Here is an 11053-nt window from a genome sequence, read left to right on the forward strand (position 1 = left end):
ATAAATATACAGACTTACAACTTTTGGTTGGTAATACCATAATGGAAATTTATCATTCATTTTAGAAAATACTATAGCTTGGTTTTGATAGATTATACCTGGAAAATGCCCCGCTTTGATTTAATTACTATCGATAGCAAAGGGGTGGTAAGGAGAATAAAAGGCATAGCTCACCCTTGGCGACCATCGATGCCTAAAGCACCTAGCGGACAACTTTTGCTCTGCTACATTCATCAGACATGGAAAAACGGAGAAAAAGAAGGGGTAAAGATAGTGAATAATGCTATTCATGCTGTACCGATGAATGAGCTTGAAGCAATGAAAAAGGAATAAATGATCTTTATACGCTGGTTGCAGAGGAACGTTTACGCAGTGATGCAAATTCAAGAGAACCTACTACCAAAAAAGGAGTATTTGTTGACCCATTCTTTGATGATGATATGCGTGATCAAGGAATTTCGCAGTCTGCAGCGATAGTAAACAAGGAATTAATTTTACCAATAGATGTAACGATTGCTGATATTGATGGAGGAGAAAAAACTTATTTGTTGCCGTATGAACTTGAACCGGTACTGGAGCAGCTTTTACAGACTAAAGGAGAAAAGATCAATCCATATCAAGCTTTTGATCCAGTCCCGGCACAAATTACTCTAAATAAAAATATAGATTACTGGACGGAGGTTACCACGAATTGGAAAAGCCCAGTAACCAGAGTATTTAATATTACGGAAACAACAGAGCTGCTGTCAAGTACTTCATATGAAACTGAATTTATGAGAGAAGCAGTACAAGATTTTGAAATTGAAGGTTTTGAGCCAAGTGAGCAGCTTAAAGAAATAAAATTTGACGGAATAAACATTCAACCTATAACTTAAAATTGGAAAAATAAATGTTAACAGCTAACAACCAGGGAAAATTAAAGGGAAAAATAAAAATCCCAGCAAACATTCCAGCAGGTACTAAATTGGTGCAATTTTATGGGAATAAAGGAAGCTATGGAGAGACAACTTATACTGGTAAAAAAACAATTACCATAGAAGAGAGAAGAAGAGTGATCGCAGCAAGAAGAGTTGATCCTTTAGCGCAAACATTTACTCTAAATGAAAGTAGGCACATAGGAGGCGTGGAACTATGGTTTGTAAATAAAGGCAAAAAACGTGTTGTTGTGCAGATTAGAGAAACAGCAGTGGGAATGCCCTCGCAGACTGTCATTGCTGAAAGCTATATTGAGCCAAAAGATATAAAGATAGATGGCACAGCAACACGTATTACTTGGTCTCCTGTCTGGTGTGAAGCTGGCAGAGAATATGCAATAGTTTTACTTACCGATGATGCAGATACTGCAGTAAAAATAGCAGAGCTTGGCAAGTATGATGCAGTAAATAGCCGTTGGGTAACAAGTCAGCCATATCAAGTAGGAGCATTACTCTCATCTAGCAACGCAAGTACTTGGACTCCACATCAGAACTTAGATTTAACGTTTCGACTACTAGCTGCAAAATTTAGCGAAAATTCTCATGTTATTGATCTTGGCAAAGTTACAGCAACCAATACTTCAGATTTAATTGTTTTGACAAACGTCGAAAAAGTAGCATTTGATACCAATGTAGAATTTATCTTAACAGATGAAGAGGGAAGAGAAAACTTTTTGTCTGATAATTTGCCGCTTGCACTGCGTGAAAGAATAAATGGGGAATTAACGGTAAAAGCAAGCCTAAAAGGAGGGCGAGAGAAAAGTCCAGTGCTATATCCTGGGTTACAGCTAGTTATGGGTAATCTTTCTAAGAGTGCAGATTATGTAACTAGAAGCATTACAGCAGGAGCTAACACTAAGATTACCATAACATATGATGCGCTGATACCTGGCACTGCAGATGTTAAAGCGTATGTACAAAAAAACGTGGATTGGCAATTAGTAAATTTAACATCAGGAAAACCAATTGGAGAAAATTTGGTAGAGAGAACTCATGTGCTAACAAACTTTAATGGTAATGAGACAAGGGTAAAATTAGCTTTGAGTGGAACGGTTGTTTATCGCCCTAAAGTCAAAAATCTACGAATCATTATCACTTAGCAGAATGTCAGATGATAAAACAAGCAGAGGGTATCCACTACCACATCCAGAAAATATTGCTGTGCAGGATGTTGTTCGTATCCGTACCACAATTAAGAAAATAGATGAAGATATTACCGAAAGAGAAGATGAGCATAATCAACTTAAGAGTAATTTTGAGCGGTTTAATTTTGAGACTTTTTTAAATTTTTGGAAATGAAAGAAGCAATATACCAAAGGATAAAGGATTTAGCAGCAAATAGCACACCTGATCAACTGGCATATCTTGCAAAATCGCTGGAATTGATAGCAGATAAAAAAGCTATTTCTGATATTGCGCAAATGACTAAAGTAAAAGAAATAATTGATGCACTACAAAAGAGGCTTAAGGATTTAGCAGAAAACAGTACACCAGATCAATTAGCATATCTTGCTAAAGCATTGGAATCAATAATCGACAAAAGTGCAGTTTCTGAAATTGTACAGATGACAGATGGTAAGCTAAAAGAACTTCTTGATAGTGCAAAAAAACACTTAACTGATCTGGATAATAAAAAAGCTAGTTCTTTAGCAGTGATCTCTGAATCAGAGAAGCAGTTATTAAAGAGAATTGATGAAAAAGGAACAACAAATTTATCGCTACTTGATACGAGAAAGAATGCCAATATTGCAGCAATAAATAGCATTAGTAACAGTCATAAAGATGGTCTTAAAGGTTTAGTGAATAACTTCCGTACTGTTAATGATGTGCCAAGTGGCTCATCAATTATTAGGGAAATAGAAACTCGAATTGAAAACATCCTGAATGAGGTAAAAACTCGGGATGAACAGTTAAAAGCGTCTCTTATAAATGAAATAAGAAAGCGCAACATGGTTGAACCAGGGTCATTACCTTTCTTATTTGGTGTACTTGGCAGAAAAAATAATTATTTTGGCCACGGAACTTTTACGACAGAGCTTGGAAAGTGGAGTAGTGATATAACAAAAACTGACTATATGTTACAACTACTAGCAGGTAGCCATACGTACAATACAGATTACGTTAGTTTTTATCGGCCAAGACAACTAAGTTTTATAGAGGGAAGTAAAGGAACATTTATTTACGGAGAGTTATGCACAAAAAGTTTTTCGGGTAGTTATGATGAGATATACTATTACCCGTATGCTGCACTTGGAGTAGTATTTGTAAAAAATACAACCAATGTGAACATAAATAAGACAATGGAATTTGTTGGATCATCGTATTCGAGTACGGAGTATGGGGGAGCAGGATTATTTGTGGGAACTCCTGATAACACTAATTCTAATAAATCAAGTATTTCAAAAATAGTATGGAAAAATGTTTACCAATACACGAGTTCTGATAGCAAGTTAGCCGGATCTGGTAATGTGGAGATTCCAGCAGGAAAAACAGTTGCAATATTACTTTACACATCATCTTATCTGTATTCCAGAACACAAGTTAGTCAAGGTATGCTTGCATCAAATTATGTACACAACTATGGTCAATTTATTCAGTGGGGGATTTATAACATACGTAGCAATTTTCTCACCACAGGGCTTGAGGTAGATGTGGAAAGGACGCTCAGGGGTTGGCAATGTCCAGGATTATCTAACACGTATGAGATTTGGAGGTAACAAACAATGTCTATCTACATTAGATTTGAAAATGATAAACAAGTAGAAACAACAACACTTGAAAGCAAGCCAACTGAAAATGATTGGTATGAAGCACCAGAAGATTTTGATTGGCAAAAAAGCTATTGTTTAACAGAAGGAGGAAAAATTGCTCAGCGTACTAAAGAAGATATACAAAAGGAGTTACTGGATAATGCGAAGCTTTGTGCATTTGATAGTATGCGTTTCTATTATGATAATCATACTCACCAATATGCAGGTCATTCTCACCAAAAAGCTAAATCTTATGAGATTCAAGCGGAAGCCGCAAAAAGCATTCTAGCAGCACCAGAATCTATAGATGAAAAGGATAAAGAAATTATAGAACCTTTAGCAAAAGTCCGTGGTATTACGGTTATTGAAATGGCAAGAATAATTGAGGAAAAAGTGAAAAAAGCAGTAAAAGCAATAATTAAATGTGAAGAGCTTGAAGATTTAGCCAAAAGAAAGATTGAAGAAGCCAAAAGTGAAAATGAGCTACAGACTTTGCTAGATGATTTCAGGAAGAAAATACAAAGAAATGGCTGAAGAATTTTTACATGGCGTAAATGTTATTGAGGTAACCTCAGGAGCAAAGACAGTACGTACAGCTAAATCATCAGTGATAGGTGTAATTGGTACTGCACCTGAAGCAGATGAGCAAAAATTTCCGCTAAATAAACCAGTGTTAGTTGCAGGAAGCTTAAAGGAAGCAGCAAAGCTCGGAAAGAGTGGCAGTTTACCTTCTGCAATAAATGGAATATTTTCCCAGATTGGTGCAACAGTAGTAGTTATTCGAGTTAAAGAAAGTGAAAACAGCGATCCAAAGCTCAAAGAAAGTGAAACTATTCAAAGTATAATCGGTGGAGTTGATAAAGAGACTGGAGAATATCAAGGGATAGAGGCATTCCTCAGTAGTGAAAGTATAGTTCATGTTGCTCCAAGAATATTAATTGCACCTCAGTTTACTCATCAGTTACCTGAAATAGATGGAGTAAATCCAGTAGTGAGTGCTTTAATTTCCATAGCAGAAAAATTAAGAGCAATTATTGTTGCAGACGGACCAAATACTAATGATGAAGAAGCAATAAAATGGAGAAAAAGTGTAGGCAGCTCAAGAGTTTACGTAGTTGACCCATGGATTAAGTTATTTATTGAAGGAAAAGAAAAAATCTTGCCATCGAGTCCATTTGTAGCTGGTTTAATAGCTAAAATAGACAGCGAACAAGGCTTCTGGCATTCACCTTCAAATAAAGAGATAAATGGTATTGTTGGCACAAGCAGGCCTATTGATTTTAGCTTAGGTTATGCAAATTGCAGAGCAAACCACTTAAATGAAAATGAAGTAACAACGATAATTCATCAAAACGGCTATAGGCTTTGGGGAAATAGAACATGTTCAAATGACTCAAAATGGGCTTTTCTGTCAGTGAGAAGGACTGCAGATTTAATCAATGATAGTCTACTTCGAGCTCATTTATGGGCAGTTGATCGCAATATCACCAAAACTTATATAGATGATGTGATTGAGGGGGTGAATTCTTATTTGGCCAATTTAAAAGTACAAGGAGCGATTATTAGCGGAAAATGTTATGCAACTCCAGAGCTCAATACACCAACAAATATTGCAAGCGGGAAAGTATATTTTGATTTCGAATTTACACTACCATATCCGGCTGAGCAAATAACATTCAAATCTCATCTCGTAAATAATAGTGTAATAAGTTAGGAGAAAGCAAAGTGTTACCGAAAATACTGAGAAATTTTAACGTATTTGTTGATGGCCGGGGTTATGCAGGAAAAATAGATGAAATAACCTTGCCGAAGCTTACCATAAAAACCGAAGAGTACAGAGCTGGTGGTATGGATATTCCAATAAATATTGATATGGGCATGGAGAAACTTGAAGCAGACTTTACTTTCGCTGAGTATGATTCAGAACTATTTAGACTTTTTGGCTTGATAGATGGAAACTCAGTATCTTTAACGCTCCGTGGAGGAATGCAAGGTAATGATATTGAAGCAGTAATAATCAATTTAAGAGGCATTTTTAAAGAGTTTGACTTTGGCAACTGGAAACCTGCTGAGAAAGCAACGCTGAAGTGTACTGTAGCTGCCCATTATTATAAACTTACTATAGGTGGTAATGAATTAATAGAGATCGATGCTGAAAATATGATTAGAAAGATAAATGGCGTTGATCAAATGGCCTTGCTACAAACGATTCTAGGGATCTAATATGGTTGACAAAATTACATAAAAATGTTAAAATATAAGAAGTTGTAGGTATATAGTTAATATGGATTCTAAAGCTCATACAAATTCCATAGAGCAGCTAACTGGTTTACTTGTTAGTGTAGCACAATCTCAAGACAAGTCCGTTTTAAAGTTATTAACTGAATTAATGGAAGAAGAAATTGAAGATATGGAATTATCTAAGATTGCTGACGAACGCTATAAAGAAAAGAGGGTTAAACATCAAGATGCCTTCTGGGATTAAGCCTTACAATATAGACTATTCAGAATCTGTTATAAAGAAAGACATTCCGGCTCTTCCAGCAAAAGTAAAGTTAATGATTAAGAAGGCAATAATGGAGCGTCTAACAGTTGATCCAATTGGACTTGGAAAGCCATTAAAGCATAACTTAAGTGGACAACGTAGTCTACGGGTGAGTACCTATCGTATACTTTATTATATAGATGTACCAGAACATACAGTAGTTATTACTTCAATTGAACACAGAAAAGATTCTTATCAAAGCTAATCCTATTTATAGCACCATACAAAGAAATTAGTTATGTAAAAGCCGATATAGACTTTTATTTAATTAACTTTTTAAGGAGGAACATGCAAGCTATAACACTTAATAACCCAATAACAGTTGATGGAATTTCTGTCTCAGAACTTACTGTTAGACGTCCAAAAGTTAGAGACTATCTTGCAATTGAACGCTTAAATGGTAGTGACCTTAGTAAAGAAGTAACTTTGACTGCCAATTTGACATCAGTTGCAAAAGAAGCAATTGAAGAGTTAGATATTGCTGATTATGTGAAAATTCAAGAGGTATTAAAGGATTTTTTTTCACCGATTATCCAAAAAACTTGAGATTAGAAGTATTAATGTTCAGCTCTGTTGTAGGAGGAGGGGTTGAACAAATACTTGATATGGAGATTAATGAATTTATCTTATGGCATAAAGCAGCGAGGAAGGTACAATGTCAACATTATCTATAAAAATCGGAGCAGTTTTAGATGGCAGTTTCAGTACTGTAATAAAAGGAAGTAGCAGTCAACTTACTCATCTTGGTGAGAATATAAGAAAGCTTGACTTATCTTTAAAATCAGTATCAAAGTTTAAGCAGTTAGGTCATGATGTTTTGACTAGCAAGAGGTCATGGAAAGGCTTTGAAGATCAAGTAAAATCTTTAGCTAAACAAATGAAGGCAATAGAGAAACCGAGCAAAACTTTAAAAGCAGAATTTGACAAGGCCAAAACCTCTGCAATAAAAGCAAAAGAAGCATATTTGAAAAAGAGAGATGCTTTGCATTCATTTAATGAAGAAGTAAGAAAAAGTGGAAGAAATATTAAGTACTTAGTAAGTGACCAACATAAACTTGGCTCTTCTATTGAAGTATTAAAAGGTAAGTATGGTAAGCTTGGATCTGCAATACGTAGTCACCAAAGTTTTTTAGCAAGCAAAGCACATTTTAAGTCACAAATTATAGAGACTATTGGGCTAGGGCTAACGCTTGCAGCTCCAGTTAAAGTTGCAATTGACTTTGAAAGTGCTATGGCTGATGTTACAAAAGTGGTAGATTTTAAAAAAGGAACGGATGAAGCAACTAAATTTGCAAAGAAGTTAAAAGAGATGTCACGTACTATACCATTATCAGCCGCAGAACTGGCACAAATAGCTGCAAGTGGTGGTCAACTTGGTATCAAGAAAGAAGATCTTTTTATGTTTACAGAAACAGTGGCAAAAATGTCTACAGCATTTGATATGTCTGCAGAGCAAGCAGGTGATTCTATAGCTAAACTCTCTAACGTTTATGGAATTGATGTTAGTAAAATGGAATACGTTGGTAATGTAATCAATCACTTATCAGATAACACTGCTGCCAAAGCAAAAGATATGGTTGAAGCTCTAGCAATAGTTGGTGGTACTGCAAAACAATTTGGTCTTGACATCAAGGAAACAAGTAGTTTAGTAAATGCCTTCGTTAGTTTAGGTAAACAACCAGCAAAAGCTGCAACTGCTATAAATGCTCTACTTAGTAAACTTCAGACTGCTGAAGAACAAGGAGGGGATTTTAAAGCAGCATTAGAGCAAATGGGCATAACTGCAGAAGAAATAGTACAAAGAATAAGCGAAAACGGCGAAGAAGCATTACTCTACTTTTTTCAAGCTCTAAAGAAAATGGATAACCAAGAACGTTCTACAATCCTTATGAAACTTTTCGGTCAGGAATATCAAGATGATATTGCATTATTAGCTGGAAGTTTTAACAAATACGAAGATGCTATAAGGTTACTAGCTGACACAGAAGAGTACAAGAGCTCGTTGCAGAAAGAATTTCAAAACCGTGTAGACACCACAGCCAGTAAATTACGACTTCTTCGCAACGCAATAGCTGAAGTTGGTATGAACCTGGGTTCAGTGATGCTGCCTACTTTAAAATCTATAGCTGAATTTTTACAAGAAAAAACTAGAAGCATAGCGTTATTTGCAGAAAAATATCCAACTTTAACCAAAGCAATCATGGGTACTGTAGCAGCCTTGATAAGTTTAAAAGTTGTAGCAGTGGGACTAGGATACGGATTTACATTGCTAGGAAGTACGATTTTTAGTCTGAAAGCAAACCTACTTGGAGTATTTTCATTTTTATCAGCTACAGTTTTTCCTGCAGTAGTAAAAGGACTAAGAGCAGTAACACTCGCTATAATGAGTAACCCTATAGGACTTTTAATTACTGGACTTGTCACTGGCGCAGCACTTGTTATAACTAACTGGCAAAAGGTAAAAGACTTTTTCTCTAGCTTTTGGAAATCGATAATAAAACCCATAGAAGAAGCTTTTTCATGGATAGGTGAAAGTATATTTGGAAAAGTATTGGGAAATAGCCCACTGAAAGAGTTTGAAAAAAGAAAAACTGAAGTAAAAGCAGTGCACACTCCCCTAAAAAGTAATATTCTCAACAGTGGAAATCCTGTGCTAGGTAACAGTATAATTAAAGAATTTTCAAAGAGAAATAAAAATAGCTTCAGAGTCAAGAGCCTTATTGAGGAGAAAAAGTTTACAGAGAGCGATAAGATATTTGCAAGGAGTAAGTTTGAAAATAAAGAACAAAATAAAACTCAGAACATCACTAATAATTACACTATCAGCATTAAAGCAGAACCTAACCAAGATGTTCGTAGTCTTGCAGATGAAGTAATAAAAAGGATAAGAGAAAAGTCACGTGATGTTTTATTTGATACGGTAGAGACATTTTATTGATGCTATCTCTTGGTCCGTATAAGTTTGCTCCCACAAGTTTAAAGTATAGCAGAGAAAATCGTTGGAGCACGATTGAGTGTATTGAAAATATGCCACTATTACAAAATATCGGTCAAGGTGTAGAAAATATAGATTTAGAAGGAATGATTTATCTGCATAATCTCAACGTGCTAAATCAATTAAAGAGTGTAAAAGAAACTGAAAAACCACATATTTTAGTAGATAGTTTAGGTAATATTTTAGGACAATTCGTAGTTACTAGGTTAGAAGAAAAGCAGATGTATTTTTTACCTAATGGACTACCGAGAAAAATTGAATTTAGTTTGAGTTTAAAAAGCTATAGATGACTATATACTATGTGAGTAAAGAAAATGAGATGTTAGATCTGATTTGCTGGAAACATTACGGATTTACTGATGGAGTAGTGGAATTAGTACTAGCAGAGAACTTGGGTTTGGCAGAATACGGAAGCTTTTTGCCCGCAGGATTAAAGATAAAGCTTCCTACTATTAAGAAAATAGTACAAAAGTCAAAATTAAAGGTCTGGGAATAAATGCAGCCAGATTTTATAATAGATAAATGTGAATCAATTAAAGATAGAGTTATATCATTGCACCTTACAGATGAATCAGGAATAATAGATGATGTAGTTGAAGTGTGTGTTGATTACAGGGATGAAGACATAGATATTCCGAATGAATTGAACATAGCACTAGGTTATAAGGAAATTGGAATCTTTCCAATGGGTATATATACAGTCAACGAAGTGACTATACAGGGTCCACCTAAGACTCTACTAATCAAAGCTCATGCAACAAATTTAAGAATATCTTTGAAGGCAAAAGTATCAAAAGAATGGCGCCAAATTACCATAGAAAACTTAGTAAAAGAAATAGCCCAAAAACATGGATATGGATACAAAGTCGCTGAGGAATTTAAGAATGTATTGATACCCCATATTAATCAGGCAGATGAAAGTGATATAAGTCTGTTAACAAAGATCGCAACAGAGCGTGAAGCAATGGCAAAATTAGCTGGTGGGTATATATTGTTTATTTCAAAGAATATGGCAAAATCAGCCACAGGAAAAGCTTTAGGAACAACGACTATTAGACCTCAAGATACAATTAACTGGAAAGTGCATTTTACCGTACGTGATAAGTATAATTCAGTAGTGGCAAAATGGCATAGCTATGAAAAGGGCGAAACTATTAAAGAAACAGTTGGTAGTAGCGAGCCAAGTTATATTATGCTGGAACTTTACTCTAATGCAGAGTCAGCGCTGAGTGCAGCAAATGCCAAGTTAAAACAATTGAAGCGTAACAATGAAGCTTTAGATATAACTATGCCTGGTAATCCTCAAATTTTTGCAGAAGCTAAACTTAATCTTATAGACTTTAACCAAGCGGTAGATGGTGAATGGATAGTTAATAGAGCGGAGCATACTTTAAATAGCTCAGGTTACCTTACTATGTTGTCAGCATCTTTGAGTAAGTTGTACTAGACACAACTTAATCTGACAGGTGAGAATTAACTTACAGAAGAATTGAAAACTAATATCAGTCTTTTGTTTAATGTTACTAATATTTTTCTGAAAAGCAATTTGTTTGCTATCAAGAAAAGTTTGCATAGGCATAGCAATATTTGCCTGAATGAGGCCTTGTCTCATTGTAAGAACGCAGCCAATGATCAACATCAATCTGCAGATCTTCCAAAGAACTGTAGATTTTCTTTCTAAAGATGATATTGTAACACTCATCTTGCATAGTTCTAGAGACCTGCTGCAAAAGGTGATTGAAAAAATGATGTGAGAGAGGTAGAAGAAGAAGCAGATCAAGTAAGGAAA

General features: G+C 35.3%; 13 protein-coding genes and 2 pseudogenes. 14 read left to right on the forward strand and 1 reads right to left on the reverse strand.

All coding sequences use genetic code 11. From position 1 onward, the window contains the following. Positions 1-105: 105 nt before the first annotated feature. The 14 genes and pseudogenes from WOCAOBSORBRA_RS04070 to WOCAOBSORBRA_RS04135 all read left to right on the forward strand — a co-directional run bounded on the left by WOCAOBSORBRA_RS04070 (position 106) and on the right by WOCAOBSORBRA_RS04135 (position 10711). Positions 106-875: pseudogene (locus WOCAOBSORBRA_RS04070) on the forward strand (DUF4815 domain-containing protein). Positions 876-889: 14 nt separating this feature from the next. After that, positions 890-2074, forward strand: a complete 1185-nt coding sequence (locus WOCAOBSORBRA_RS04075) for a hypothetical protein (protein ID WP_174515983.1) — start codon at positions 890-892, stop codon at positions 2072-2074. A gap of 4 nt (positions 2075-2078) precedes the next feature. Then, positions 2079-2273: a hypothetical protein gene (locus tag WOCAOBSORBRA_RS04080; RefSeq protein ID WP_141457048.1), complete on the forward strand. Its 195-nt coding sequence runs from the start codon at positions 2079-2081 to the stop codon at positions 2271-2273. Continuing rightward, positions 2270-3691, forward strand: a complete 1422-nt coding sequence (locus WOCAOBSORBRA_RS04085) for a hypothetical protein (protein ID WP_174515984.1) — start codon at positions 2270-2272, stop codon at positions 3689-3691. The genes WOCAOBSORBRA_RS04080 and WOCAOBSORBRA_RS04085 overlap by 4 nt, the downstream gene beginning before the upstream one ends. A 6-nt stretch (positions 3692-3697) precedes the next feature. Next, positions 3698-4258, forward strand: coding sequence for a hypothetical protein (locus WOCAOBSORBRA_RS04090; protein WP_155968663.1), 561 nt, complete (start codon positions 3698-3700; stop codon positions 4256-4258). Further along, positions 4251-5438 (forward strand): phage tail sheath subtilisin-like domain-containing protein, encoded by a 1188-nt coding sequence (locus WOCAOBSORBRA_RS04095; RefSeq protein WP_174515985.1) that lies wholly within the window; start codon positions 4251-4253, stop codon positions 5436-5438. The genes WOCAOBSORBRA_RS04090 and WOCAOBSORBRA_RS04095 overlap by 8 nt, the downstream gene beginning before the upstream one ends. 11 nt (positions 5439-5449) lie before the next feature. Continuing rightward, on the forward strand, positions 5450-5947 hold the full coding sequence (locus tag WOCAOBSORBRA_RS04100) for a phage major tail tube protein (RefSeq protein WP_010082216.1): 498 nt from the start codon (positions 5450-5452) through the stop codon (positions 5945-5947). 61 nt (positions 5948-6008) lie between these two features. Further along, on the forward strand, positions 6009-6209 hold the full coding sequence (locus WOCAOBSORBRA_RS04105) for a hypothetical protein (protein WP_007303020.1): 201 nt from the start codon (positions 6009-6011) through the stop codon (positions 6207-6209). Next, a complete protein-coding gene (locus WOCAOBSORBRA_RS04110) occupies positions 6193-6474 on the forward strand; it encodes a type II toxin-antitoxin system RelE family toxin (protein ID WP_010082215.1) in 282 nt (93 codons plus the stop codon). Before WOCAOBSORBRA_RS04105 ends, WOCAOBSORBRA_RS04110 begins: the two co-directional genes overlap by 17 nt. An 83-nt stretch (positions 6475-6557) precedes the next feature. Next, the gene (locus WOCAOBSORBRA_RS04115) at positions 6558-6815 is read left to right on the forward strand and encodes a phage tail assembly protein (RefSeq protein ID WP_010405430.1); all 258 of its coding nucleotides are present in this window, start codon (positions 6558-6560) and stop codon (positions 6813-6815) included. A 109-nt stretch (positions 6816-6924) separates the two neighbouring features. Beyond that, the gene (locus WOCAOBSORBRA_RS04120; RefSeq protein WP_174515986.1) at positions 6925-9207 is read left to right on the forward strand and encodes a phage tail tape measure protein; all 2283 of its coding nucleotides are present in this window, start codon (positions 6925-6927) and stop codon (positions 9205-9207) included. Next, entirely contained in the window at positions 9207-9554 is a 348-nt protein-coding gene (locus WOCAOBSORBRA_RS04125; protein WP_174515988.1) for a phage tail protein, read from the forward strand. Before WOCAOBSORBRA_RS04120 ends, WOCAOBSORBRA_RS04125 begins: the two co-directional genes overlap by 1 nt. Then, on the forward strand, positions 9551-9760 hold the full coding sequence (locus tag WOCAOBSORBRA_RS04130) for a tail protein X (protein ID WP_010081876.1): 210 nt from the start codon (positions 9551-9553) through the stop codon (positions 9758-9760). The genes WOCAOBSORBRA_RS04125 and WOCAOBSORBRA_RS04130 overlap by 4 nt, the downstream gene beginning before the upstream one ends. Beyond that, positions 9761-10711, forward strand: a complete 951-nt coding sequence (locus tag WOCAOBSORBRA_RS04135; RefSeq protein ID WP_174515987.1) for a contractile injection system protein, VgrG/Pvc8 family — start codon at positions 9761-9763, stop codon at positions 10709-10711. On the opposite strand, the pseudogene WOCAOBSORBRA_RS04140 reads toward WOCAOBSORBRA_RS04135, so the two are convergent. Continuing rightward, positions 10685-10982, reverse strand: a pseudogene (locus WOCAOBSORBRA_RS04140) (integrase core domain-containing protein); the annotation flags it as partial. The gene WOCAOBSORBRA_RS04135 and the pseudogene WOCAOBSORBRA_RS04140 overlap by 27 nt on opposite strands. Positions 10983-11053 lie beyond the last annotated feature (71 nt).

Source organism: Wolbachia endosymbiont of Cardiocondyla obscurior, from assembly GCF_902713635.1.
Classification (GTDB): Bacteria; Pseudomonadota; Alphaproteobacteria; order Rickettsiales; family Anaplasmataceae; genus Wolbachia; species Wolbachia pipientis.

Excerpts from the sequence above, each read along its gene's own strand:
- WOCAOBSORBRA_RS04075 (WP_174515983.1), top strand. The coding sequence starts at position 890 with ATGTTAACAGCTAACAACCAGGGAAAATTAAAGGGAAAAATAAAAATC.
- WOCAOBSORBRA_RS04080 (WP_141457048.1), top strand. The coding sequence starts at position 2,079 with ATGTCAGATGATAAAACAAGCAGAGGGTATCCACTACCACATCCAGAA.
- WOCAOBSORBRA_RS04085 (WP_174515984.1), top strand. The coding sequence starts at position 2,270 with ATGAAAGAAGCAATATACCAAAGGATAAAGGATTTAGCAGCAAATAGC.
- WOCAOBSORBRA_RS04090 (WP_155968663.1), top strand. The coding sequence starts at position 3,698 with ATGTCTATCTACATTAGATTTGAAAATGATAAACAAGTAGAAACAACA.
- WOCAOBSORBRA_RS04095 (WP_174515985.1), top strand. The coding sequence starts at position 4,251 with ATGGCTGAAGAATTTTTACATGGCGTAAATGTTATTGAGGTAACCTCA.
- WOCAOBSORBRA_RS04105 (WP_007303020.1), top strand. The coding sequence starts at position 6,009 with ATGGATTCTAAAGCTCATACAAATTCCATAGAGCAGCTAACTGGTTTA.
- WOCAOBSORBRA_RS04110 (WP_010082215.1), top strand. The coding sequence starts at position 6,193 with ATGCCTTCTGGGATTAAGCCTTACAATATAGACTATTCAGAATCTGTT.
- WOCAOBSORBRA_RS04115 (WP_010405430.1), top strand. The coding sequence starts at position 6,558 with ATGCAAGCTATAACACTTAATAACCCAATAACAGTTGATGGAATTTCT.
- WOCAOBSORBRA_RS04120 (WP_174515986.1), top strand. The coding sequence starts at position 6,925 with ATGTCAACATTATCTATAAAAATCGGAGCAGTTTTAGATGGCAGTTTC.
- WOCAOBSORBRA_RS04125 (WP_174515988.1), top strand. The coding sequence starts at position 9,207 with ATGCTATCTCTTGGTCCGTATAAGTTTGCTCCCACAAGTTTAAAGTAT.
- WOCAOBSORBRA_RS04130 (WP_010081876.1), top strand. The coding sequence starts at position 9,551 with ATGACTATATACTATGTGAGTAAAGAAAATGAGATGTTAGATCTGATT.
- WOCAOBSORBRA_RS04135 (WP_174515987.1), top strand. The coding sequence starts at position 9,761 with ATGCAGCCAGATTTTATAATAGATAAATGTGAATCAATTAAAGATAGA.